Below are 24,524 nucleotides of genomic sequence, written 5' to 3' on the forward strand. Positions count from 1 at the left end.
TCAGTCAAATGTCTCGAACACGTCATACATGACAGGCTCGAAGCTTTTGCACAGGGTCGCGATCTTGCGGTTGCGCTCGCGCATTTCGTCGGTGCGCAGCATGGCTTGAAAATCCTCTCGCCGTTTCCACTGGGAATAGTTGGCGATCCGGGTCTGGGCGTCGTTTACATGCAGGCCAGCGGCCACGAAACCGGGCTGCTTCGAGATGAACTGATGATAGGCCTCGGTCAACGCGTCCAACAGATCCTGACACGTGCCGGGTGTCATTTCGAACGTGGTGATAACGGTTTGATAATCGGGGGCTTTGCTGATCTTGGGCATGGCTTCCTCCTGTTGATAAGGAAAGCCTAAAGCCTTTCGCGCGACAGATGAATACGAGATTTGGGGGTGGGCGGAAATGGCTCACCCCCGGCCGAACCAATCACCGATCAATCGAAGTCGAAAATCTCGGACAAGATCGACTTGCCGCGCTTGCGCTTGAAGCGCTTCGCATAACGATATTCGTCGTCATCGTCATCGTCGTCGTCATAGCGATGCCGATCTTTGCGGGACGGCTTCTTATACCGCTTGTCGTCATGACGTGCCGATCGGGGTTCTTCTGCCCGGATAGGGTCAGGTGCAGCAGGGGGCGTTGCCGGTGCAGGGATCGGGTCTGGATCGGGAAGCACGACGGCTGGGGTCGCCTTTTCGATGATTTTGTCGAGTTCGCCACGGTCAAGCCAAACACCCCGACATTCGGGGCAATAGTCAATCTCGACGCCAAGACGATCCATCATCAGAAGGTTGGTTCCATCAATCGGGCATTTCATAAACGGGCTCCTCCTGCCTTGCTGCAGGAAATGTAGTCAAGAAAAAGCGGGCCGCAAGTGCCCGCTTTCCCCACGATCTTGTTATCAGCACGTTATCGCGAAACATGCACCGCACAAGGTGCGTGACGCACGACACGGGCTGCGGTCGAGCCAAGGAAAAAGTCGGTCAGGCCGGGCCGGTGCGATGCAACAACGATGCAATCGACGCCGTTATGTTTGGCGAAATCGACAATGGCATGACCCGCATGGCCGGACACAACCTTGATTTCAATGTTGGCTTCTCCAGCCAGCGCTTCTTTCATGCGTGCCGCCAGTTCCTTTACATTGTCTTCCAACTGCCCTTCCGGCAGGTACTGGGCGACATAGGCGGGCACCTCTTCCATCACATGGAGTGCGGTGATTTTCGCACCTTTTGCTGAAAGCGCCTTGGCAATTTCCAAAGCTTCATTGGTATCCCGATCATGATCCAGAGCGATTGGCACGAGGACATTCTTGTACATCTTGGTGCTCCTTTGTTTATGTGTTCAGTTTCTCCTTAACATTATGAGTCGCTGGCGAGTCGCTCTATGACACAGGTCAAACGGCTAGGGCTGCGCCAAATCGGCCGGCGTTCCTTGACAATAAAGGACAAGCGGGCTAATTCCGCCCCAACTCCGGGAGTCGAATAGCTTCCGGTCCCATGGCTTATGCCGGGATCGCCCTCTGTCAGCGCGTTGCGCCCACAGGGGCGCTTTTGGTTTGAAGTTTGGAATTGCGCAGCCCGCCCCTTATCTATGGGGCAAATGAAACGGCAAAGGAGCCGAGATATGTTCGAGAGCCTGTCAGATCGCCTATCCGGTGTCTTTGACCGCCTGACGAAACAGGGTGCGCTGTCCGAGGATGACGTAAAAACCGCGCTGCGCGAAGTGCGTGTGGCTTTGCTTGAGGCGGACGTCTCGCTGGCCGTTGCGCGTGATTTCGTCAAGAAAGTTCAGGAACAGGCCACCGGTCAGGCCGTCACCAAGTCAGTAACGCCCGGCCAGCAGGTCGTGAAAATCGTACATGACGCGCTGGTCGAGGTTCTGACCGGTGAAGGCGAGCCCGGCGCGCTGAAAATCGACACCCCCCCTGCCCCGATCCTGATGGTCGGCCTGCAGGGCGGCGGTAAGACGACCACGACCGCCAAACTGGCCAAACGTCTGCAAGAAAAAGACGGCAAGCGCGTGCTTATGGCGTCACTTGACGTTTATCGGCCCGCCGCCATGGATCAGTTGGCGATCCTCGGCACGCAAATCGGTGTCGATACATTGCCGATCGTTCCGGGCCAAAAACCCGTCGACATTGCGAAACGCGCCAAACAGCAAGCGACCATGGGTGGCTATGACGTCTATATGCTCGATACAGCTGGCCGTTTGCATATCGACGAAGTCCTGATGGACGAGGTCGAGCAGGTCTCGAAAGTTGTCACCCCGCGCGAAACCCTTCTGGTCGTTGACGGCCTGACCGGGCAGGTCGCCGTCGAGGTCGCGCAAGAGTTTGATGACAAGGTCGGCATCTCTGGCGTGGTTCTGACCCGTATGGATGGTGATGGTCGCGGTGGTGCGGCGCTGTCCATGCGTGCTGTCACCGGCAAGCCGATCAAGTATGTCGGCCTTGGCGAAAAGATGGACGCGCTGGAAACCTTCGAACCTGAGCGGATCGCCGGTCGTATCCTTGGCATGGGCGACATCGTTTCGCTGGTCGAAAAAGCCCAGGAAACCATCGAGGCCGAACAGGCCGAGCGCATGATGAAGCGCTTCCAGAAAGGTCAGTTCAACATGAACGACCTGAAGATGCAGCTGGAACAGATGATCAAGATGGGTGGCATGCAGGGTGTCATGGGGATGATGCCGGGCATGGGCAAGATGGCCAAACAGGCCGAGGCCGCCGGCATGGATGACAAGGTTCTGAAACGCCAGATCGCCCTGATCCAGTCCATGACCAAACGCGAACGCGCCAACCCCCAGCTTCTGCAGGCCAGCCGCAAGAAACGGATCGCCAAAGGGGCTGGGCTGGAAGTGTCCGAGCTGAACAAGCTTCTGAAAATGCAGCGCCAGATGGGCGACATGATGAAGAAGATGGGCAAGATGGGCAAAGGCAAGATGCTGAAACAAGCCATGTCTGGCATGTTCGGCAAAGGCGGCGGAATGCCCCCCGGCATGGACCCGTCGTCGATGGACCCGAAAGCGCTTGAGCAAGCGGCCAAAGCCATGGGCGGCAAGTTGCCCGGACTTGGTGGCGCGGGACTGCCCTCCGGCCTGTCTGGTTTCGGGAAGAAAAAGTAACATGATATCGCCCGTCACCCTTCCCTGCCCCGGCGCCCATATCGCCGAAGCTGCCCGCAAGGCACTTCCCGTTCTGCGCACAGAGCGGCTGGTGCTACGCGCGCCGGTGCTGGACGATTTCGCGGTGTTCCAACGGCTGTTCTCGCTGCCCTCAGCGAAGTTCATGGGACAGACACCGGGTGACGAGGATATCTGGGCACAGTTCACCAACTATGCCGCCGGATGGGTCCTGCGTGGTGACGGCATGTTTACCGTGTGTCACGACGACACCATCGTGGGCTTTGTCTTCGCCGGTGTCGAACCCGGCGACCAAGCGATTGAGCTTGGCTTTTTCATCGCGCCCGAAGCCCAACGTCAGGGCTTTGCATTCGAAGCTGCCAATGCCGCCTTGGCGCATCTGCGCAGCATCGGGCCAGATATGATCGTCAGCTATGTCGATCCCGCCAACACCGCCAGTCAGGCACTGGTCGCGAAGCTTGGTGGTCAACAGACCGGTACATTGGATGGGTCGCTGGTCTTCTCTTATGCGCTGGACGGCGATGGCAGCCCGGAGGCGTATTCATGACGCTTTCGCTCAACATTCCTGTTCTGACAACAGATCGCTTGGTTATGCGCGCGCCTTGTGAAGCCGACTTCACCGCCGAGGCGGATTTCTATACATCAGACGCGTCCAAGTTCGTTGGCGGACCGATGCCAGCCCACCGCACTTGGCGGTTGCTGGCAACCATTCTGGGCCATTGGGTGATGCGCGGATACGGTTTTTGGGCGCTCGACGACAAGGCGACAGGCACGTATCAGGGCCGCGTCGGCTTGTGGTTCCCGCATGGTTGGTCCGAGCGAGAGATCGGGTGGACCCTGATGCCAAATGCGATTGGCAAGGGCTACGCGACCGAGGCTGCAGCTGCAGCCCGGGCACATGCTTACGGCGCGCTTGGCTGGGACACGGCAATCTCGCAGATCGATCCGGAAAACGAAGCCTCGAAAGCCGTCGCGCGCCGTTTGGATGCACGTTTCGAGGCCATGTATGAAGACCCGGAATACGGTCCGACTGAAATCTGGCGACACCCAGCCCCGGAGGATTGCCAATGACCGACGCCGTCACCCTCGCCGATGAACTTTTGAAAGAACATCGCCAGTCGATAGACCGGCTGGATGCGATCCTGGTCTATACGCTGGGCGAACGCTTCAAGCACACGCAGGCGGTCGGCAAGCTGAAGGCCGAACATGACCTGCCGCCCTCTGACCCGGCGCGCGAGGCCAAACAAATCGAACGTCTGGAAGACCTGGCACGCCTTGCCGATCTGGACCCCGAATTCGCCAAAGAATTCCTGAACTTCATCATTGATGAGGTGATCAGGCATCACAAGAAACACCAAGAATGATTGGGGCCAGGCCCCGCTCAAATAGCTAGTAAAAAGGAAAACTCTCATGGCTATGAAAATTCGTCTCGCCCGTGGCGGCTCGAAAAAACGTCCCTTCTACCGCGTTGTCGCAACAGACTCGCGCATGCCGCGCGATGGTCGCTTCATCGAAAAGCTGGGCACCTATAACCCGCTGCTGCCGAAAGATTCGGAAGAGCGTGTAAAGCTGGACATGGAACGCGTTCAGTACTGGCTGGACCAAGGCGCGCAGCCGTCTGACCGTGTGTCGCGCTTCCTTGAAGCTGCTGGCGTTCTGGAGAAGAAAGAGCGCGCGAACCTGAAAAAAGGTGCGCCCGGCAAGAAAGCCCAAGACCGCGTACAGGAAAAGGCTGACAAAGCCGCTGCCGCTGCTGAAGCTGCTGCTGCCCCTGCCGAAGCCCCAGCTGAAGAGGCACCCGCCGAAGAAGCAACTGCTGAATAATTATTTCCAAGCAGGAGCGGATCTGACATGCACACCTTTTCCAAGGCGTTTCAGTCGGATCTTGAAGATCTGATGCGTTGGCGGCGCGATGTGCGCCGCTTTCGCCCAGACCCAGTGGACGAGGCGCTCCTGCAGGAGTGCCTCGACGCGTTTTTGCTGGCCCCTTCTGTGGGGTTGTCAGAACCGTGGCGGGTGATCCGCGTGGACAGCGCGCAGGCGCGCGCTGCGGCGTTGGCCAATTTCAGCACTGCCAACAATGAAGCGTTGCGCGGGTATTCCGGTGACAAGGCCCAGCTTTATGCCGGGTTGAAGCTGTCCGGGATGCAAGATGCCCCGATCCAATTGGCCGTATTCAGCGACGAAGCGACAGACAAAGGCGCCCAGCTGGGCGCAGGCACCATGCCCGAGATGCGACGCTATTCGGTCGTGTCGGCCATCATGTTGTTCTGGCTGGCGGCGCGCGCACGCGGACTTGGCTTGGGTTGGGTGTCGATCCTTGACCCGGACCAGCTTTGTCGCGACCTTGACGTACCGAAAGATTGGCAGCTGGTTGGGTATTTCTGTTTGGGGTGGCCAGAAACGGTCGATGACAGCCCCGAACTGGAACAATCCGGGTGGGAAGCCCGGCGCGGCGCACTTCTGGTCGAACGCCGCTGAGGATAAGCTAGGAAAGGTGTGTCATGGGTTTGCTTTTTCGTCCCTTTCGGTTGATCCTGATTGTTGGCGCTGGCTTTCTTGCCGGGTTGCTGTTTGAACGAAACTCGATGATCGACCGCTGCCTTGATCGTGGCGGTGCTGTGGATCAGGGCATTTGCGTAGGTGGGAAATGAGCGACGATCGAATTTGCGTGGGCGCAATTGCAGGTGCCTTTGGCGTTAAAGGCGAGTTGCGGGTCAAAAGCTTTTGCGCCGACCCCGAAGCGATCGGCACCTATGGCCCGCTATGGTCTGAAGATGGCAGCCGCCAGTTTACGCTGATCCTTGATCGCGCGATCAAAAACGGGTTCGCCGCCACCATCGACGGGGTTAGGACGAAAGAGGACGCCGACGCTTTGAAAGGCGTGCGCCTGTTTGCCGACCGTGACGCCTTGCCCAGCCTACCCGATGACGAGTATTATCACGCCGACCTTATCGGGCTTGAAGTGCTCGACACTGGTGGCCGCGTATTAGGCCGGGTGTCTGCGGTGCACAATCACGGCGCGGGCGATGTGCTTGAAGTGCAGGGGCCGGGTTTGAAAACCAACGCATTGCTGCCCTTCACCCTCGAGGCTGTGCCGACCGTCGATCTGGGCGCTGGTCGCGTTGTTGCGGACCCGCCCGAAGGGATTTTTCCCGAATGACGCATGTCATTGTCCATGCCGGCTTTCACAAGACCGGCACGACCAGCATGCAGAATTTCTTGAGCCAGAACCGTGCAGCCCTGTCGCCCTATTTCGACTATTACGGCCAACAGGATTTCCTGAACGCAGGCGCGGCAGCGCGGCTTTATGCCCAACGCCCGTTTCCCCACCGCCTGCACAGGTTTCGCAAGGCTTTTCGCAGGTTTCTTTCGTCGATCCCCGACCACAAGTTGATCGTGTTGTCGCGGGAGAGTTTTTCGGGCGGGATGCCGGGGCACCGAAAGCTGGGCGGCAGGATGATCACCTCGTATCATCAGGCTGCTTTGAAACTGGCCCGCGTTATTATCGCTGAGCTGCGCCGCCGGTTCGGGCGTGAGGTCGAGATCACGTTTTTCTATACCACGCGCAACCGCGAGGACTGGATCAAATCGGTGCATGGACACCTGCTGCGCTCGATCGACCTGACAGATGACCTTGACGCGTTTGCGGCGCGCTTCCCAGCCTTGATCGGACCGATACAAGAAGCCCAACGCATGTCGGGCGCTTTGTCCCCGGTCCCAGTCGTGACCGCCGCGTTGGAGGATTTCGCCAGCACCGCGCACGGGACCGCCGAGGCGATCTTGGATATGGCGGGCGTTCCAGGGCAAGTGCGTGACAAGCTGGACCCGGCCCCACATTCCAACCAAGGGCAGCCCGACCATCTGCGCGACGCGTTTCTGGGCTTGAACCGGATGACCCTGTCCAAGCCCGAGCGAAAAGCCCGAAAAATCCAGCTTCTAAGCCCGCGCCAAACGCATCGCTGACTTTTCAGCCCTGCTGAAACCCGCTAAGTGAGGCCGCATGAGTGACAAATCCGACCCCAATGCGCCCAGCGATGCAGCTGCGCCGGCATCTCGTGCGATGAAGTCGCATGGGAAGCTTTCCGTTTCGGCATCTCTGAAACCGCGCCAACTGATGACCAATACACCGCGCTATGCCGGAGCTTGGACAGCGAAGGTCATCACATTGTTTCCCGCCGCCTTTCCCGGCGTGCTGGGCGAAAGCCTGACCGGCCGGGCGCTGAAGGACGGGTTGTGGGCGCTCGATCCGATTGACCTGCGCCCTTTTGGCGAAGGCAAACACCGCAACGTGGACGACACACCGGCAGGGGGCGGCGCAGGTATGGTCCTGCGCGCCGATATTCTGTCACGTGCAATCGACACCGCGCAATCTGACGCGCCGAAGGATCGGGCAAAATGGCCGATCATCTATATGTCGCCGCGCGGCAAGCCGCTCACCCAGTCCATGGCCCACCGATTTGCAGCCTGCGACGGTATAACCATCCTGTGCGGTCGCTTTGAGGGCGTCGATGAACGCGTGCTGGAAGAATACGAGATTGAAGAGGTCAGCCTTGGCGATTTCGTCCTGACCGGCGGCGAGATCGCCGCGCAGGCTATGCTCGACGCGACTGTGCGTCTTTTGCCCGGTGTATTGGGCAACGAGGCGTCGATAGAAGACGAGAGTTTCTCGGCCGGATTGCTGGAACATCCGCAATATACACGCCCCGCCGTTTGGCGTGGGCGGGCGATCCCTGACGTTCTGACATCGGGCCATCACGGCAAAGTCGCGACGTGGCGACGCGAGATGAGCGAGCAAATCACCCGGCAACGCCGCCCTGATTTGTGGGAATCAGTTCAGAAAAAACGCTCTGAACACGGCGCTGACTGACGTTTTTCGACAAGGCTGAATTGGGGCAATATTGTGGCTTTGTTTCGAAAAGTGCAACTTTCCGAAAACTAGTCGGTAACTGTTTCCTGTTTTCTTGAAAACTGACCACTTACACCCTTCTGGCCTCGCTATTTCTGGGGAACCGAGAAAGGTGAATTTGTGTCAATTCTGCGGCGTGCAACCTTTACTTAACGATTTAACGAACACCCATTTACGTGAGATACCGCAGACTAACCGCGCCCATCTTACTTTGTCTCTTTTCGCGATAACCAGTTTTGAATTCTGCAAACGCAACACGGCAAAAAAAGGTGAATGACATGGAACTTCTGATGACCGCTAAACAAAACCGCATCAACGCACTGAACGCCTTGGCACTTAAGAAACGCGCAGTGACCACCCCACGCCCGTCGACTGGCCTCAAGCGACGCATCCCTATGTTCCGTTCTGCCCGCAACGAAATTTCGGCACCCCTCGTCCTCGTCTAACGGACGCCACTCACGAACGCCGAAAAAAGGAAACTGCGCCATTTAAAGGCGCAGTTTCCGTCCGTTCAGAGACCCCCTCTGAAATCACCCAAACCCCTTGATCCGCAGACCCATTGGGCCTATACACCGCCCGTCTGCCACTCATCCGAGTCGCGCGGGCGTTTTTCTTTTGGGCGAGTGCGTTCTTCTGCACATCAGACCCCACCAGAAAATACACAAAGAAACGACGGACGACCTCCTGCGGGCGCAAATGCGAACCCGATGAAGACAAGGAGCTCTTGGACGGCACCAAACTTTGCGGAAAAACCGCAAGCAAATAAGGAGCGTTTCAGATGAACCTGATCGCAGAGCTTGAGGCGGAACAAGTTGCCGCCCTGGGAAATAAAATTCCCGATTTCAAAGCCGGTGACACGATCCGTGTCGGCTTCAAGGTGACCGAGGGTTCGCGCACCCGTGTGCAGAACTACGAAGGTGTGTGCATCAGCCGTAAAAACGGCACAGGCATTGCCGGGTCGTTCACCGTTCGCAAGATTTCTTTCGGTGAAGGCGTGGAGCGTGTGTTCCCCCTGCATTCGACCAATATCGACAGCATCGAAGTGGTCCGTCGCGGCCGCGTGCGTCGTGCCAAACTGTATTACCTGCGTTCGCGTCGCGGGAAATCGGCCCGTATCGCTGAAGACAGCACATATAAGCCCAAGAAAGCCTGAGGAGCGTCATTATGAAAAAGGAAATCCATCCCGATTACCATATGATCGACGTCAAAATGACCGACGGCACGATCTTCCAGATGAAATCGACCTGGGGCAAAGAAGGCGACACCATGTCGCTGGACATCGATCCCACCGTGCACCCCGCATGGAATGGCGGCAGCTCGCGTCTTCTGGACACTGGCGGTCGTGTGTCGAAGTTCAAATCGAAATACGAAGGCTTCGGCTTCTAAGACACGCCTCTTTCCAAACAGGAAAACGCCGTCCCGCTGGGGCGGCGTTTTTCGTTGTGCCATCCGATCCCCATACCCTAGTCTCAAGGCCGCGCATTGCAATTGAGGCACGATATGCTGACCAAATTTGGCCCAGGCATCTGGCTGGCCGACGGTCCTGCTGTTACTGCAGCGGCCGGGTTTCATTATCCCACCCGAATGGCAGTCATGAAACTGTCCGGCGGTGATTTGTTCATCTGGTCACCTGTGGCACTGACCGGTCAGCTCAGGCAGGATATTCACGCGCTGGGACCAGGCCGTCATCTGGTCGCGCCCAATTGCCTGCACCACGTCTTTCTTGAGGAGTGGAGCCGCGCCTTTCCCAACGCAAAAATCTACGCACCGCCTGGATTGCGAGAAAAGCGACCGGACATAAACTTTCACAGTGATTTGGCTGATGCCCCGGATCGGGCATGGGCCGAGGATATTGATCAGGTGATGATGAAAGGGAATGCAATCACGACCGAGATTGTGTTCTTCCATCGCCCAAGTGGGACGGTTTTGTTCACAGACCTTTTGCAGCACCTGCCAAAGGGCTGGTATTCCGGTTGGCGCGCACTTGTTGCCCGTCTGGATTTGATGCTGGAAGCAGAACCGGCGGTCCCACGAAAATTCCGCCTCGCATGCCGGGACAAAGCTGCTGCGCGACGGTCGATTGCACGGGTTCAGGCTTGGCCTGCAGGGGCCGTGGTGATGGCGCACGGTGCGCCCGTGATCGAAAACGCAGCGGATTTCCTGCACAGGGCCTTTCATTGGCTCACCAAGCACAAAGCCTAGCCGCTGCAAGCCATCTACGCGCGGCCTCTTCGACCGGCTCGTCGGTGCTCAAAAACCACCACAAAATCGGTCTTTACTTCAATTCGCGCGACCTCTTCCCCCCAGCACCCTTCGTATTTATAGTCGCCGCATAGAAGAAGCTGCACAACAGTCGGGGATACAGGCGTGGCGCATATTATCGTGGTCGGAAACGAAAAGGGCGGGGCTGGGAAATCCACCGTGTCGATGCATGTGGCAACAGCGCTGTCGCGGCTGGGTCATAAGGTCGGCGTGCTGGACCTTGACCTGCGTCAGAAGACATTTGGGCGCTTTATTGAAAACCGCAAAGCCACCATGGCACGCGCGGGGGTCGAGCTTGCGACGCCTGAATACCATGACCTGCCCGAAGTTGACCCTGCCAGCCTGCGACCCGGTGAAAACCCCTATGACAGACGTTTGTCGATGGCTGTGGCCGCTCTTGAAGCAGACCGCGATTTCATCATCATCGACTGCCCCGGTTCGCACACCCGGCTGAGCCAGGTTGCGCATTCGCTGGCCGACACTTTGATCACCCCGCTGAATGACAGCTTCGTCGATTTCGATTTGCTGGCGCATATCGACCCGGAATCCAGCAAGGTCAAAGGCCCGTCGGTTTACTCCGAGATGGTGTGGAATGCGCGCCAGCTGCGTGCCAAAGCAGGGTTGAAGCCGATTGACTGGGTCGTCGTGCGCAATCGCTTGGGTGCTCAGATGATGCACAACAAGAAGAAAATGGGCGACGCGGTCGATGATCTGTCCAAACGGATCGGTTTTCGCGTGGCGCCGGGCTTCAACGAGCGGGTTATTTTCCGTGAGCTCTTCCCGCGCGGCCTGACCCTTCTTGATCTGCGCGATATTGGCGTTGTCGGACAGATGAATATCTCGAACGTCGCGGCTCGTCAGGAATTGCGCGAGTTAATGAAGGCGCTGAACCTGCCCGGCGTCGAGGTGAAAATCTAACACCGCCCACAGCGCTTTCCCTCTTCCCGCCAGCCCAGCCGGCGTCTAACCTCGCGACCATGTTGCGTTTTGTCCTGACCCGCGCTGTGTCGCTTGGCCTGAGCCTCGTTGTCGCCTCACTGGTGATCTTCGCGATGATCGAGGTGATCCCAGGCGATCCGGCCTCGTTCATGCTGGGGCTGAACGCGCAACCTGAAACCGTGGCTGCCCTGCGCCATGAACTGGGGTTGGACGGGTCGCTACCCGCGCGATACCTCGGCTGGATCGGCGGTTTGATCACCGGCGATTTCGGTATCTCCTACACCTATCGCGTGCCGGTAAGCGAACTTGTATTGGAACGGCTTCAGGTGTCGCTGCCACTGGCGCTTTTGGCCCTGTGCCTGTCGACGATAATTGCAATCCCCATTGGTATGTTCGCGGCCACCCGTCGCGGTGATCCTTCCGATTATGCCATCATGGGGGCCACGCAATTGGGGATCGCGGTGCCTAATTTCTGGTTCGCGATGATTTTGGTCATGATATTCGCGGTTCAATTGCGCTGGTTCTCGGCAGGTGGATTTCCAGGATGGGACGCTGGCATCGGCCCAGCCCTGAAAGCTCTGATCCTGCCCGCAGTTGCACTGGCCCTGCCACAAGCGTCCATCTTGGCACGTGTGATGCGGTCATCGCTGCTGGACGTACTGCATCAGGACTATATGCGCACGGCGCGCGCCAAGGGGCTCACCGCCGCGCAGGCCACACGGCGCCATGCTTTGCGCAACGCGCTTATCCCGGTTCTGACGATCATCGGCCTTCAGTTCAGCTTCCTGTTGGCCGGCGCGATCATTATCGAGAACGTCTTCTTCCTGCCCGGCCTTGGCCGGTTGATTTTTCAGGCGATCACCCAGCGTGATCTCGTCGTCGTGGAAAGCGTCGTGATGCTTTTGGTCTTTGCCGTGATCCTTGTCACCTTCCTGGTCGACATTGCATATGCACTGGTCGATCCACGGCTGAGGCGACGCGCATGACCCGCTTGCCTGCCCAGCTTTGGATCGGCGCTCTTCTGAGCCTCACCCTGCTTGCCACGGCGTTGTTGTCCTTCCTATGGACGCCGCATGATGTGTCCACATTGAGCATCGCCACGAAGCTGCGCCCGCCGTCAGTGGACTACCTTCTGGGCACCGATCATTTCGGCCGCGACCTTCTTTCGATGCTGATGGAAGGGGGTCGCATTTCCATTGCCGTGGCGGTGCTGGCGGTGGGGATCGGCATGATTGCCGGCGTGCCGCTGGGCCTTCTGGCCGCCGCCAATCGGGGCGGCTGGCTGGACGAGGTGATCATGCGCGGCAACGACCTGATCTTCGCCTTCCCATCGCTGGTCATTGCAATTCTGATCACCGCGACCTTCGGCCCGTCCGCCACCAACGCGATCATCGCAATCGGCATTTTCAATATCCCGGTCTTCGCCCGCGTCGCCCGAGGCGGCGCGCTGACCGTCTGGACGCAGGAATACATCATGGCCGCGCGCGTTGCTGGTAAGGGAAAGACCCGCATCAGTGTTGAACACATCCTGCCCAACGTCGCCAACCTGCTGATCGTTCAGGGCACCATCCAGTTTTCGCTGGGTATTCTGGCAGAAGCCGGGCTGAGCTATGTGGGCCTTGGCGCGCAACCCCCGACCGCAAGTTGGGGGCGGATGCTGGCGGACGCGCAGACCATGATCTATTCCCACCCGCGCCTTGCCATCGCGCCCGGGCTGGCGATTGTCATGATGGTTTTGGGCCTGAACCTGATGGGCGACGGGCTGCGCGACTTGCTTGATCCCCGCATCAGAAGGGCGCGCGCATGATCCGCATCGAAAACCTGGCCCTGACCATCCATGGCGCCCCGATCTTGCAGGATGTTGATCTGACGATTGCGCCCGGTCAGGTGGTCGGGCTGGTGGGCGAAAGCGGGTCGGGCAAGTCTATGACGGCGCTGGCCTTGATGGGGCTGCTGCCGCGCGGCGCTGATGCGACAGGTCAGATCTGGCTGGATGACACCGACCTAACGACACTGTCCGAAGCGGCGTTGTGCGACATTCGCGGGCGCCGCATATCGATGATCTTTCAGGAACCGATGACGGCGCTGAATCCGGTCAAGACGATCGGCGATCAGGTGGCCGAAACCCTGCTGATCCATGGCTGCGCCAACCGAGACGACGCCCAGCGCATGGCTGCCGAAAAACTGGCGCGCGTCGGTTTACCTCAGGACCGGTTTCCTTTGGATCGGTATCCGCATGAATTGTCCGGGGGGCAGCGGCAAAGGGTTTGTATCGCCATGGCCATCGCTCTGCATCCCGATCTGTTGATCGCCGATGAGCCAACCACTGCATTGGATGTGACCACACAGGCGCAAATCCTTGACCTCCTGAAAGAGCTGGTCGCTGAAGAAGATATGGGGCTACTTTTGATCACCCATGATCTGGCGGTGGTGGCGGGTATGGCAGACCACGTGGCCGTCATGCGCAAGGGCGTGATTGTCGAACAGGGTCCGACTGAAACCCTGTTTCGTACGATGTCGCACCCTTACACCCGTCAGTTGTTGGAGGCGTCTGGGCATATACCTGCGGATCAGTCGACGCCAACAGATGCCCCCTTGCTTGAAGTGCGAGGGGCGGTGCGAGACTATCCACTGCCCCGCACGCAACTCTTTGGCCCTGCCCCGCTTTTTCGCGCCGTCGATGGGGTCAGCTTCACGCTCAGGAACGGTGAAAGCCTTGGGTTGGTGGGCGAAAGTGGCTGCGGAAAATCCACGTTGTCACGGGCCATCTTGGGGTTGGAGCCGTTGCAGGGCGGTGAAATCCTGCTCAATGGCACGCCCATCGCACCGGATATGCCGCCTTCCCGGCGCGCCGGGTTGCAGGTGGTGTTTCAAGACCCCTATGGCAGTTTCAACCCCCGCTGGATGGTAGAGCGCTTGGTGGCAGAGCCGTTTCATCTTCTGGGTGGGCGGCCCGACAACTGGCGCGACCGTGTCCGGGACGCGCTGGCCGAGGTGGGGTTGGAGGCCAACACCATGACCCGCTATCCGCACGAGTTTTCCGGCGGACAGCGCCAGCGTATCGCGATCGCACGTGCCCTGATCCTGCGCCCAGAGTTGATCATACTGGACGAAGCGGTATCCGCGCTGGACGTATCAATCCGCGCCGATATTCTGGACTTGCTGACGGAATTGAAGGCACGGCACGGTCTGGCGTATCTCTTTATCAGTCACGACCTGGGCGTTGTGCGGTCCATCACGGATCGGGTGCTGGTGATGCAGGCCGGACAGATCGTTGAAGAAGGTGCGACAGACGATGTTTTTGCTGCCCCTCACCACGCTTATACACAAACGCTGATCAACGCGGCGCCGGTCATACCGCCCGCGTGGAAGGACGCATAAGATGAAAGAACTATGGTTCGATCCGACCGAAATCCTGATCGGCGGGGGATGGCAGAAAACAGATGCCACATTGCCCGTCGAAGATCCCTCTACGGGTCAGGCCTTTGCTCATATCGCACGCGGCGGTGCCTCAGAAATTGATGGGGCCGTCTGTGCTGCGCAAGGGGCGCTGGACAGCGACTGGGGACGCCTGACCGCCACCGAGCGCGGACGCATCCTGACCCGGATTGGGCAGTTGGTGGAAACCCGCATCGACGATCTGGCAGCGCTCGAGGCGCGCGACGTCGGCAAACCCCTTACACAGGCGCGCAATGACGCTGTGGCGCTGGCGCGATACATGGAGTTTTATGGAGGCGCCGCCGACAAGGTGATGGGTGAGACGATTCCATATCTGGATGGCTACACGGTCTATACGCTGCGCGAACCGCATGGCGTGACGGGCCATATCGTGCCGTGGAACTATCCGATGCAAATCATCGGACGGTCGGTCGGCGCGGCGCTCGCGATGGGCAATGCCTGCGTCCTTAAACCGGCGGAAGAGGCTTGCCTGACCGCCCTCGCCTTTGCGCGACTGGCCGAAGAGGCCGGGTTGCCGAAGGGGGCACTGAACGTGGTCACCGGGCTGGGTGAAGAAGCGGGTGCGGCCCTGTCCGCCCACCCCGGTGTCCAACATATCAGCTTCACCGGATCGGTGCCGGTCGGCGGGTTGGTGCAATCAGCCGCAGCGCGGAATGTGGTGCCGGTGACGCTGGAACTTGGTGGAAAGTCCCCTCAACTGGTGTTTGATGACGCCGATCTGGACGCCGCCCTGCCATTTCTTGTCGGCGCATGTATTCAGAATGCCGGTCAAACCTGCTCGGCCAGTTCGCGGGTGCTCGTGCAGCGCGGCGTCTATGACGAGGTGGTCGCGCGGATGGGCGCAGCTTACGACGCCTTGAAGGTCGGTCCTGCAACAGCCGATCTTAATGTCGGCCCGCTGATCTCGGCCCGTCAGAAACAAATCGTCGAAGGGTTCCTGTCCAAAGGGGGCGACCTGCGCGTCGCCGGGCGTGGGCAGGTCACAGACGCGCCTAAGGGCGGGCATTACGTCGCGCCGACTCTTTTCGCCGATGTGCCCCCGGATCATCCGCTGGCACGCGACGAGGTGTTTGGCCCGGTGCAGGTCATTATTCCATTTGACGACGAGGGTGACGCCACCAAGATCGCAAACTCCACCGACTACGGGCTGGTCGCCAGCATCTGGACCGCTGATGGCGCCCGCCAAATGCGGCTGGCCAAACGGCTACGCGCGGGGCAAGTGTTCATCAATAATTACGGCGCGGGTGGCGGTGTGGAACTGCCCTTCGGCGGAGTCGGAAAATCCGGTCACGGACGCGAAAAAGGGTTCGAGGCGCTGTACGGCTTCTCGCAACTGAAAACCATTGCCGCAAAGCACGGCTAAGGCATGGGTGCGCGGCTGAAAATACCTAACCGGCAAGCCCGCCATTTATGGCTGTGGACCAACGCCTTGGCCGACACACCTACGGGTGCATTGGATCTTCAGGCGATCATCTGGCGGCTCGGGTTTGTGCAGATCGACACGATCCGCAATGTGACGCGCGCCCATAATCACATCTTGTGGAGCCGCAATCAGAACGTCCGCGAAGGGATGATCTGGAAGCAGCTCGCACAGCGCGAAGTCTTTGAACATTTCACCCATGACGCCAGTCTGATCGACAAGCGCGTCCTACCCTATTGGCGGCGGCAATTTGATCGGCTTGGCGAACAGGTTGGGCGATTTGAATGGTATCAGTCCGGGCTCGCAAAGGCCCAAATTGCGGACATACGCAAGCGTATTGAAACTGAAGGTGCGCTGTCGACGCACGCCTTTGACACAAAGGCCGAAAGTCGCGAAATGTGGGCCCGCCCGCCGCACAAAAAAGCGCTCGATCAGATGTGGTACGCGGGCGAACTGGCCACCTGCCACCGCGAAAATTTCGTGAAGTATTATGATCTGGGCGAACGGGTTTTCCCGGTGCATGACCCAGCCGAGGATGCACATGCGTTGAACTGGCTCTGTGATCAAGCCATCGACAGGCTGTCCTTTGGCTCAACCGGAGAAATTGGCCGCTTTTGGGACGCGATGAGCGCTGCCGAGGCGAAGGATTGGTGCGGCTCTGCCCAGCTGGTCCCGGTCGAGATTGAGGCCGCCGACAAAGGCGTCTATCCGGCACTGGCCCACCCGGATATCGAAGCACGACTAGCCGCCCTGCCAACCCCAACCACGCGGTTGCGCATCCTGAATCCGTTCGATCCGTCGATCCGCGACCGCGCCCGGCTTGAACGCCTGTTCGGCTTCGACTACCGCAACGAAATGTTCGTGCCCAAGTCCAAGCGGCGTTGGGGCTATTATGTCTACCCGCTGCTGGAAGGGGATCGGTTTGTTGGACGGATCGAACTCAAGGCGGATCGCAAGGCGGGAACGCTGAGCGTGATCGGCTTCTGGCCCGAGCCCGGTCTGCGATGGGGCGCGGCACGACACACCAAACTGGACGCCGAGCTGCAACGCTTTGCGCGGTTCGCGGCACTTGATCAGGTGCGCTGGCAAGCCGCACGGGGCTGACTTGCGCCGCTGTCCAAATCGGCGCAAGCTCGTGGCAACAACCTAGGGGGGATTTATGCGGCTTCAGGGTAAAACAGCCCTCGTGACCGGCGGGGCGTCAGGCTTCGGGGCAGGCATCGCTCGCAAATTCGCGATCGAGGGCGCGCGCGTGATGGTCGCCGACCTGAACGATGATCTTGCCCGCGATGTGGCCGCAGAGGTGAACGGCACGGCGCATCATGTGGATGTTTCCAGCGGCGACAGCGTGGCCCAGATGGCGCGCGCAGCGCATGAGCTTTGGGGCCATGTGGACATCATCGTGAACAACGCAGGCATCACCCATCTTCCCAAACCGATGGAGGAGGTGGACGAGGGCGAATTCGACCGCGTCTTCGCGGTGAATGCCAAATCGGTTTACCTGATGGCACGTTATTTTGTGCCGTCCATGAAAGCGGCGCACACAGGCGCGATCCTGAATGTTGCGTCGACAGCCGGGCTGAGCCCGCGCCCGAACCTGAACTGGTACAACGCCTCGAAAGGCTGGATGATCACAGCCACCAAGGCGATGGCGGTCGAGCTTGCGCCACATGGCGTCCGCGTTAACGCCATTTGCCCCGTGGCGGGCGAAACGCCACTTCTTTCCAGTTTCATGGGTGAAGATACGCCAGAGATACGCGCCAAGTTCCTGTCCACGATCCCACTGGGTCGGTTCTCAACCCCCGAGGACATGGGGAATGCCGCCTGCTTCCTGTGCTCGGACGAGGCGTCGATGGTGACAGGTGTCGCGATGGAAGTCGACGGCGGGCGGTGTATCTGATGCGCCCCGGACCCAAAAACCTGATCACCGATGTGGCCGGCCTGCGGGTCGGGAACGCGCAGGATGATGTGATCAAAACCGGCGCAACCGTGCTGGTCGGGGATGCACCGTTCACGGCGGGCGTTCACATCATGGGCGGTGCGCCGGGAACGCGCGAAACCGCCCTGCTGGCGCCGGACAAGCTGGTTCAGCAAGTCGATGCGCTGGTTCTGTCGGGCGGATCTGCCTTCGGGCTGGACGCCGCGTCTGGCGTGGCAGATGCCTTGCGCACGCAGGGGCGCGGGTTTCAGGTGGGCGACCAGCGGGTGCCGATTGTGCCGGGCGCGATCCTGTTTGACCTGCTGAATGGCGGTGACAAGGGGTGGGCCGAAAACCCCTACAAGGCACTTGGCCGGGTAGCGCTAGATGCCGCCAGTGAAGATTTCGATCTTGGTTCGTTTGGCGCAGGCACCGGAGCCACCGTTGACGGGTTGAAGGGTGGTCTCGGGTCAGCCTCGCTGGTGCTGGACAATGGGATCACGATCGGGGCTTTGGTCGCGGTAAACGCGCTGGGGGCGGTCACGATAGGGGACGGCCCTTCGTTCTGGGCGGCCCCCTGGGAGATGGGAGGCGAATTCGGCGATCGTGGCATGGGCAAACATGACCCCTGCGCCGAACCGCGCCCCGAAGCCCGGTTGGGCGAAAACACCACCATCGCCATCATCGCGACCGACGCCAACCTGACACAAGCGCAGGCCACCCGACTGGCCAATGCTGCTCATGACGGCATGGCGCGCGCGATCCATCCCAGCCACACCCCTTTCGATGGTGATCTGGTGTTTGCAGCGGCCACCGGCGTCAAATCCCTACCCGATCCGGGGTTTGATGCGCTCAGGCTAGGCCACGCGGCAGCCACCTGTCTGGCCCGTGCCATCGCCCGTGGGGTCTACGCCGCCACGTCCGCAGAACAGGACACCCTGCCCACATGGGCCGAGAAATTTTCTTGAGGAGGATCTTATGAAACTCATGTTCAAAACCATCGCCGCTGTCGCGCTTCTAGCGCCAACTCTGGCCCACGCCGATGAGGTGACCGAGACACTGCAAAGCGCGCTCAAAGCCTATGAAGAAGGCGACATCACTTACACGTTGGAAGAACTGGAATACGCCAAGCAATTGCTGAAGGCGATGAAAACCGCCGATCTGGCCAAATTCCTGCCCGAAGCCCCCGAGGGCTGGACACGCGAAGTCTCGACCGAGATGAGCGCAGGTCTTTCCATGATGGGCGGCGGCGCGGGGGCCGAGGCGACCTATGCCGATGGATCCGAGGAGTTCTCGATCACCATCATGGCCAACAACCCGATGGTGGGCGCGCTTGCGGGGATGCTGTCCAACGCTGGCTTGATGGGCATGAAGCTTGAGCGGGTTGGGCGGATGAAATACCTCAATCAAGACGGCGAGCTTTCAGGCATCGTTGATGGCCGCATTCTGATTCAGGCCGAAGGGGCCGACATCGCAGTGATGATCCCGGTGCTCGAAACCATCGACCATCGTGCGCTTGAAGATTTCGGACGCTAAAGGTCAATCTAAAAGGGTCGCCACCATATCGCTTTCCGGGTCAGCCAGTGGCTCGATCACGTCGAAATGGTGGCGGTCTGGCGCAATGATCAAATCAGCCTCGGGCCATGCCAGCACCAGATCGCGAGCCTGACCCAGAAATGCGGGGCGTTCATCGGCCCCAACCCAGACGGTGGTCGGAATGCCCGCCCGCGCGTCGGTCAGCACCGGGCTTTCAGCCAGCGCCTCGGCTTCATCAATCTTGAGCGTGTCGTTCATCGCCGTTTGCATCAGCGGGCGAAGATCACCAAGTGGCGATATTGGCATGATCCGGGCGATCCGGTCACGGCAGGCCAGCGGCACATCAAGGCAGTTCATCCGTGCCACCAGATGCCCGCCAGCCGAATGACCCGCCAAATAAACCGGTCCGTCTACCTGATCCGCAGCAGTGTCGATGGCCTTCGCTACCAAGCGTGTGATCTCGGATATCCGCGCGCCCGGTGCCAACGGATACGACGGCAACGCCACCGCAAATCCCTGCGCGACCGCGCCTGCTGCCAGATGGGTCCAGTCGCGACGTCCAAAGGCCTTCCAATAGCCCCCATGGACGAACACAGCGAGTCCCCTCGGTGCCCCCTCTGGCAGCACCAAATCCAACGCATTCGAAGCATCTTCTCCATATAGCACATCCAATCGAAGATTCTTGTGCGCTGATCGAAAGTCGCTCGCCATTTTTTCCCATTTGGCCGGAAATTCGTAACCATTCGGGATGAAATCCGCATTCGCATAGGCTATGTCGAAATTCATATTGGATATCCTGTGTGAGGTTCGGGCCGTGCCCGCAAAATACAGAAGCTATGGGAGATTAAAATGTCCGCAAACGCAACCGAGCTGAAGAGCTTGCTAAAAGACCCGTCCTTGGTCGAAACCCGCGCTTATGTGAACGGTGAATGGGTCGATGCAAAAGACGGCGCGACCTTCAACGTGTCCAACCCGGCGCGCGGTGACGTGATTGCGAAAGTGGCCGATCTGTCGCGGGCCGAAGTCGCACACGCCATTGAATGCGCCGACAAAGCTGGCCGCGAATGGGCCAAACGCACCGCGAAGGACCGCGCCAACATCATGCGCAAATGGTTCAACCTGATGATGGAAAACCAGGGCGACCTGGCGACCATCCTGACAGCTGAAATGGGCAAGCCGCTGGCCGAATCCATGGGCGAGATTGCCTATGGGGCCAGCTTCATTGAATGGTTCGGTGAAGAAGCGAAACGTATCTATGGCGAAACCATCCCCGGTCACCAGCCTGACAAGCGCCTGATGGTGATCCGCCAGCCGATTGGGGTTGTCGCCTCGATCACACCGTGGAACTTCCCCAACGCGATGATCACCCGCAAATGCGGCCCGGCTGTGGCCGCTGGCTGTGGCTTCGTGGGTCGCCCGGCTGCTGAAACGCCGCTTTCTGCCACGGCGCTGGCCGTTCTTGCCCATCGTGCTGGCGTGCCCGCCGGTGTGTTCAACATCGTGCCCAGCTCGCGTAGCTCGGACATTGGCAAAGAGTTCTGCGAAAACCCCTTGGTGCGCAAACTGACTTTCACAGGCTCGACCAATGTTGGCCGCATTCTGCTGCGTCAGGCCGCGGATCAGGTGCTGAAATGCTCGATGGAGCTGGGCGGCAACGCACCGTTCATCGTGTTTGACGACGCCGATCTGGATGCCGCCGTGGAAGGCGCCATCGCCTGCAAATTCCGCAACAACGGCCAGACCTGCGTCTGTGCGAACCGCATCTATGTGCAGGAAGGCGTCTATGACGATTTCGCCGCACGTTTTGCCAAAGCTGTGTCCGCCCTGCCCGTCGGCGATGGCCTGAACGAAGGCATCGCCCTTGGTCCGTTGATCTCTGACGCCGCAGTTCAAAAAGTGCGCGAACATGTGGCGGACGCAACATCGAAAGGTGGCGAAGTGATCCTTGGCGGTAAGGAGCATGAAAAGGGCGGGCTGTTCTTCGAACCCACCATCATCAAGAACGCCACACGTGACATGGAAGTCGCCACCGACGAGACTTTCGGCCCGATGGCGCCGCTGTTCATGTTCAAAGATGAAGACGACGTGATTGCACAGGCCAATGACACGATCTTTGGTCTGGCATCCTATTTCTATGCCAACAACCTGAGCCGCGTCTACAAAGTGGCGGAGGCACTGGAATACGGCATCGTCGGCGTGAACACCGGCATCATCTCGACCGAAACCGCCCCGTTTGGCGGCGTGAAACAGTCGGGCCTTGGCCGCGAAGGCTCCCGCCACGGGATCGAGGATTTTCTTGAGATGAAGTATATCTGCATGTCGGTCTAACCGCGCAAGATACCTTAAGTCTAAAGGCGGCAGGGCAACCTGCCGCTTTTTTTGTTTTCCACACCAAGGATTGACCTTCGGGCTGCGTCTTACTCTATGTGAAGATGATGATGGAACAAGACGAAGAACTGGCCCAAGCGGCGGCGACCGGGGACAGGGCTGCCTTTGCGGCCCTCTTGTCGCGCCACTATGATCGGCTGTTTGCCTTCACGTTTCGTCTGACGGGCCACCGGGCCGAGGCCGAGGATCTGACGCAGGACATCTGCGCCGCTCTGCCTGCGAAACTTGCGAGTTTCAAAGGCGAAGCGCGGTTCACAACGTGGCTTTACCGGGTCGCTGTAAACGCCACCCATGACCACCGCCGACGCGCCGTAACCCGTGCGAAGGCTGCCGACGGCTGGGGCGACTGGGAAGTGAACAGGCGCGCGGCAATCCGTGAGGAAGCCGAGGCGCAGGATTGGTTAGGCCAAGCCATGACCGCCTTGCCCGATGAATTGCGCGATACCGTCGCGCTGGTTTTGGGTGAAGAATTGACACAGGCGCAAGCGGGCGAGGTTTTGGGCCTGTCAGAAGGCACAATCGCCTGGCGCATGTCCGAAGTGAAAAAACGCCTGCGTGCGATGCGGGCAGAGGAGGACGCGATATGAGCGACGATCTTGACGATCTGAAGGCCGCCTTGCGCGCGACCCCGCCTGCGCCAGAACCCTCGAGGAAAGAGGCCGATCTGGCGCTTGCCATGAAAAATTTCGATGACCTCCAAGGATCGCGGTCTGACGCGCGTCCTACCTCTGACACTCCAAAGTTTGGGGTGATTGGAAAAGGAGTTTCGAAAATGTTGAATGCTTTGAATACGCGCGGCGGATTGGCCGCGACAACGGCAATGGTCGCCGTTGGGTTTGCAGTGCTGGTGGTGATGCCGAACGTGGACGAGGTCGCGTTGCCAGACGTGACAATGATGCCAACGCCAACAGTCGATGACGTAGTGCGCGAGGAAGAAATCGCTGCAGCGCCAGCCCCTGCGACGTTGGGCAAAACCGCCCCACAATCGGTGCGTCCTCGGTCGGACATGACTGCGGAGCTGCGCGCACAATCCGGGCAGACCGCACCGGCCGTCGTTGCAGAGCCATTGATGGAGGCCGACGCGTCAACCTTTGCCGACGGTGAAAGCTACGTCATCCGAGGCGAAATGCCCGCCGTTCTGCCGACGCCAACAGAGGTTAACGGCGAAGAATATGCCAACGAAGCCGCCTCGCCCCTGAAAATCACCTCTGAGGAACCAGTGTCGACCTTCTCGATCGACGTGGATACGGCAAGCTATGCCGTTGTGCGGCGTGATCTGAAGTCAGGCTATCTGCCGAACCCGGACGCGGTGCGGATCGAGGAGATGGTGAATTACTTCCCCTACACCTACCCCGCCCCCGATGGCCCGCACCCGTTCGCCCCGACCGTCACGACGATGCAAACCCCGTGGAATGCGGGCACGCAACTGGTGCAGATCGGCATTCAGGGCGAAATGGTCGACGACCGCCCGCCCCTGAATCTCGTCTTTCTAGTCGACACGTCCGGGTCGATGTCAGACCCCGACAAGCTTCCGCTTCTGAAGCAAAGCTTGCGGCTGATGCTGTCCGAACTGCGCCCGGAAGATGAAGTTGCGATCGTCGCTTATGCGGGCAGCGCGGGAGAGGTGCTGGAACCCACCAAGGCTGCGGATCGCGCCACCATTCTGGCCGCTTTGGATCGATTGGATGCAGGCGGGTCAACCGCCGGGGCCGAAGGCATCGAACTTGCCTATCAAGTCGCCGAACGGATGTTTGACGACGGCGAAGTGGGTCGGGTTCTATTGGCCACAGATGGGGATTTCAATGTCGGCATTCACGACCCAGATCAGCTGAAAGATTACATTGCCAAGAAGCGCGACACCGGCACCTATCTGTCGATCTTGGGCTTTGGGCGCGGCAATCTGGATGACGTAACCATGCAGGCGCTGGCGCAGAATGGTAACGGGCAAGCCGCTTATATCGACACACTGGGCGAGGCACGAAAAGTGCTGGTCGACCAGCTGTCCGGTGCGCTCTATCCCCTTGCCGATGATGTAAAAATCCAAGTTGAGTTCAATCCGGCCCAGATCGCGGAATACCGATTGATCGGTTATGAAACCCGCGCCCTGAAACGCGAGGATTTCAACAACGACAAAGTCGACGCCGGTGAGATTGGTGCTGGTCACCAAGTCACCGCGATCTATGAGGTCACGCCGGTTGGGTCGGACGCCGTCTTGACCGACGCGCTGCGCTATGCGCCCGCGCCGGAGGTAGACGGTTCAGGCGAGCTTGGCTTCCTGAAGCTGCGTTATAAGCGTCCGGGCGAAGACATCAGTACCCTGATCGAAACCCCAATCATCGCGGGTGCTGTTGACGCAGGCCCAGAGCAACGGTTTGCCGCCGCCATTGCAGGTTTCGGGCAACTTTTGCGCCAAGACAAATACCTTGGTGACTGGACATACTCCGACGCCATTGCTTTGGCCAATCAAACGAAAGGTGACGACCCTTACGGCTATCGCGCCGAAGCGGTCACGCTGATGCGTCTGGCCGAAAGCCTGTCCAACTAACACGGGTTGACCACCCTT

General features: G+C 59.4%; 30 protein-coding genes. 26 read left to right on the forward strand and 4 right to left on the reverse strand.

Annotated features, from left to right (window positions below):
* The 3 genes from K3556_RS11715 to K3556_RS11725 all read right to left on the reverse strand — a co-directional run bounded on the left by K3556_RS11715 (position 1) and on the right by K3556_RS11725 (position 1,309).
* Positions 1-321 (reverse strand): antibiotic biosynthesis monooxygenase, encoded by a 321-nt coding sequence (locus K3556_RS11715; protein WP_260516961.1) that lies wholly within the window; start codon positions 319-321, stop codon positions 1-3.
* 107 nt (positions 322-428) lie between these two features.
* Complete coding sequence (locus tag K3556_RS11720) at positions 429-809, reverse strand: zf-TFIIB domain-containing protein (protein ID WP_260516962.1); 381 nt, start codon at positions 807-809, stop codon at positions 429-431.
* 92 nt (positions 810-901) lie between these two features.
* On the reverse strand, positions 902-1,309 hold the full coding sequence (locus K3556_RS11725; RefSeq protein WP_260516963.1) for a universal stress protein: 408 nt from the start codon (positions 1,307-1,309) through the stop codon (positions 902-904).
* Positions 1,310-1,615: 306 nt separating this feature from the next.
* Between K3556_RS11725 and ffh the strand changes: the two genes are divergently transcribed.
* From ffh to K3556_RS11840, 23 genes are all read left to right on the forward strand, one after another.
* Positions 1,616-3,112, forward strand: a complete 1,497-nt coding sequence (gene ffh / locus K3556_RS11730) for a signal recognition particle protein (protein WP_260516964.1) — start codon at positions 1,616-1,618, stop codon at positions 3,110-3,112.
* 1 nt (position 3,113) lies between these two features.
* Positions 3,114-3,677: a GNAT family N-acetyltransferase gene (locus K3556_RS11735; RefSeq protein WP_260516965.1), complete on the forward strand. Its 564-nt coding sequence runs from the start codon at positions 3,114-3,116 to the stop codon at positions 3,675-3,677.
* Positions 3,674-4,201, forward strand: a complete 528-nt coding sequence (locus K3556_RS11740) for a GNAT family N-acetyltransferase (protein WP_260516966.1) — start codon at positions 3,674-3,676, stop codon at positions 4,199-4,201. Before K3556_RS11735 ends, K3556_RS11740 begins: the two co-directional genes overlap by 4 nt.
* The gene (locus tag K3556_RS11745) at positions 4,198-4,494 is read left to right on the forward strand and encodes a chorismate mutase (RefSeq protein ID WP_260516967.1); all 297 of its coding nucleotides are present in this window, start codon (positions 4,198-4,200) and stop codon (positions 4,492-4,494) included. Before K3556_RS11740 ends, K3556_RS11745 begins: the two co-directional genes overlap by 4 nt.
* Before the next feature lie 46 nt (positions 4,495-4,540).
* The gene (rpsP, locus tag K3556_RS11750; protein WP_260516968.1) at positions 4,541-4,954 is read left to right on the forward strand and encodes a 30S ribosomal protein S16; all 414 of its coding nucleotides are present in this window, start codon (positions 4,541-4,543) and stop codon (positions 4,952-4,954) included.
* Positions 4,955-4,981: 27 nt separating this feature from the next.
* Positions 4,982-5,611, forward strand: a complete 630-nt coding sequence (bluB, locus tag K3556_RS11755) for a 5,6-dimethylbenzimidazole synthase (RefSeq protein WP_260516969.1) — start codon at positions 4,982-4,984, stop codon at positions 5,609-5,611.
* A 23-nt stretch (positions 5,612-5,634) separates the two neighbouring features.
* The gene (locus K3556_RS11760) at positions 5,635-5,784 is read left to right on the forward strand and encodes a hypothetical protein (RefSeq protein ID WP_260516970.1); all 150 of its coding nucleotides are present in this window, start codon (positions 5,635-5,637) and stop codon (positions 5,782-5,784) included.
* A complete protein-coding gene (rimM, locus tag K3556_RS11765) occupies positions 5,781-6,293 on the forward strand; it encodes a ribosome maturation factor RimM (RefSeq protein WP_260516971.1) in 513 nt (170 codons plus the stop codon). The genes K3556_RS11760 and rimM overlap by 4 nt, the downstream gene beginning before the upstream one ends.
* Entirely contained in the window at positions 6,290-7,096 is an 807-nt protein-coding gene (locus K3556_RS11770) for a hypothetical protein (RefSeq protein ID WP_260516972.1), read from the forward strand. The genes rimM and K3556_RS11770 overlap by 4 nt, the downstream gene beginning before the upstream one ends.
* Before the next feature lie 37 nt (positions 7,097-7,133).
* On the forward strand, positions 7,134-8,000 hold the full coding sequence (trmD, locus tag K3556_RS11775; protein WP_409557750.1) for a tRNA (guanosine(37)-N1)-methyltransferase TrmD: 867 nt from the start codon (positions 7,134-7,136) through the stop codon (positions 7,998-8,000).
* Positions 8,001-8,317: 317 nt separating this feature from the next.
* Positions 8,318-8,485, forward strand: a complete 168-nt coding sequence (locus tag K3556_RS11780; RefSeq protein WP_260516973.1) for a hypothetical protein — start codon at positions 8,318-8,320, stop codon at positions 8,483-8,485.
* Positions 8,486-8,817: 332 nt separating this feature from the next.
* Positions 8,818-9,192, forward strand: a complete 375-nt coding sequence (gene rplS, locus K3556_RS11785; RefSeq protein WP_260516974.1) for a 50S ribosomal protein L19 — start codon at positions 8,818-8,820, stop codon at positions 9,190-9,192.
* A gap of 11 nt (positions 9,193-9,203) precedes the next feature.
* Entirely contained in the window at positions 9,204-9,425 is a 222-nt protein-coding gene (gene rpmE, locus K3556_RS11790; protein WP_260516975.1) for a 50S ribosomal protein L31, read from the forward strand.
* A 114-nt stretch (positions 9,426-9,539) separates the two neighbouring features.
* Positions 9,540-10,241, forward strand: a complete 702-nt coding sequence (locus tag K3556_RS11795; protein ID WP_260516976.1) for a DUF4336 domain-containing protein — start codon at positions 9,540-9,542, stop codon at positions 10,239-10,241.
* Positions 10,242-10,406: 165 nt separating this feature from the next.
* The gene (locus tag K3556_RS11800) at positions 10,407-11,219 is read left to right on the forward strand and encodes a division plane positioning ATPase MipZ (RefSeq protein ID WP_260516977.1); all 813 of its coding nucleotides are present in this window, start codon (positions 10,407-10,409) and stop codon (positions 11,217-11,219) included.
* 59 nt (positions 11,220-11,278) lie between these two features.
* Positions 11,279-12,226 (forward strand): ABC transporter permease, encoded by a 948-nt coding sequence (locus K3556_RS11805; protein WP_260516978.1) that lies wholly within the window; start codon positions 11,279-11,281, stop codon positions 12,224-12,226.
* On the forward strand, positions 12,223-13,047 hold the full coding sequence (locus K3556_RS11810; protein WP_409557751.1) for an ABC transporter permease: 825 nt from the start codon (positions 12,223-12,225) through the stop codon (positions 13,045-13,047). Before K3556_RS11805 ends, K3556_RS11810 begins: the two co-directional genes overlap by 4 nt.
* The gene (locus K3556_RS11815) at positions 13,044-14,621 is read left to right on the forward strand and encodes an ABC transporter ATP-binding protein (protein WP_260516979.1); all 1,578 of its coding nucleotides are present in this window, start codon (positions 13,044-13,046) and stop codon (positions 14,619-14,621) included. The genes K3556_RS11810 and K3556_RS11815 overlap by 4 nt, the downstream gene beginning before the upstream one ends.
* Before the next feature lies 1 nt (position 14,622).
* Entirely contained in the window at positions 14,623-16,062 is a 1,440-nt protein-coding gene (locus tag K3556_RS11820) for an aldehyde dehydrogenase family protein (RefSeq protein ID WP_260516980.1), read from the forward strand.
* A gap of 3 nt (positions 16,063-16,065) precedes the next feature.
* Positions 16,066-17,223 (forward strand): winged helix-turn-helix domain-containing protein, encoded by a 1,158-nt coding sequence (locus K3556_RS11825; protein ID WP_260516981.1) that lies wholly within the window; start codon positions 16,066-16,068, stop codon positions 17,221-17,223.
* Positions 17,224-17,278: 55 nt separating this feature from the next.
* Positions 17,279-18,019 (forward strand): SDR family oxidoreductase, encoded by a 741-nt coding sequence (locus K3556_RS11830; protein ID WP_260516982.1) that lies wholly within the window; start codon positions 17,279-17,281, stop codon positions 18,017-18,019.
* Positions 18,019-19,005 (forward strand): P1 family peptidase, encoded by a 987-nt coding sequence (locus K3556_RS11835; RefSeq protein ID WP_260516983.1) that lies wholly within the window; start codon positions 18,019-18,021, stop codon positions 19,003-19,005. The genes K3556_RS11830 and K3556_RS11835 overlap by 1 nt, the downstream gene beginning before the upstream one ends.
* A 10-nt stretch (positions 19,006-19,015) precedes the next feature.
* Positions 19,016-19,573 (forward strand): hypothetical protein, encoded by a 558-nt coding sequence (locus K3556_RS11840; RefSeq protein ID WP_260516984.1) that lies wholly within the window; start codon positions 19,016-19,018, stop codon positions 19,571-19,573.
* 3 nt (positions 19,574-19,576) lie between these two features.
* On the opposite strand, the gene K3556_RS11845 is transcribed toward K3556_RS11840, so the two are convergent.
* Positions 19,577-20,359, reverse strand: a complete 783-nt coding sequence (locus K3556_RS11845; RefSeq protein ID WP_260516985.1) for an alpha/beta hydrolase — start codon at positions 20,357-20,359, stop codon at positions 19,577-19,579.
* Between the two features lie 63 nt (positions 20,360-20,422).
* Here K3556_RS11845 and K3556_RS11850 point away from each other — a divergent pair, with 63 nt between their 5' ends.
* The 3 genes from K3556_RS11850 (at position 20,423) to K3556_RS11860 (ending at position 24,506) form a co-directional block, all read left to right on the forward strand.
* On the forward strand, positions 20,423-21,901 hold the full coding sequence (locus tag K3556_RS11850) for an NAD-dependent succinate-semialdehyde dehydrogenase (protein WP_260516986.1): 1,479 nt from the start codon (positions 20,423-20,425) through the stop codon (positions 21,899-21,901).
* Positions 21,902-22,008: 107 nt separating this feature from the next.
* The gene (locus tag K3556_RS11855) at positions 22,009-22,548 is read left to right on the forward strand and encodes an RNA polymerase sigma factor (RefSeq protein WP_260519246.1); all 540 of its coding nucleotides are present in this window, start codon (positions 22,009-22,011) and stop codon (positions 22,546-22,548) included.
* Positions 22,545-24,506, forward strand: a complete 1,962-nt coding sequence (locus K3556_RS11860; protein WP_260516987.1) for a vWA domain-containing protein — start codon at positions 22,545-22,547, stop codon at positions 24,504-24,506. The genes K3556_RS11855 and K3556_RS11860 overlap by 4 nt, the downstream gene beginning before the upstream one ends.
* Positions 24,507-24,524 lie beyond the last annotated feature (18 nt).

Origin of the sequence: Aliiroseovarius sp. M344 (assembly GCF_025140835.1) — a bacterium.
GTDB lineage: Bacteria > Pseudomonadota > Alphaproteobacteria > Rhodobacterales > Rhodobacteraceae > Aliiroseovarius.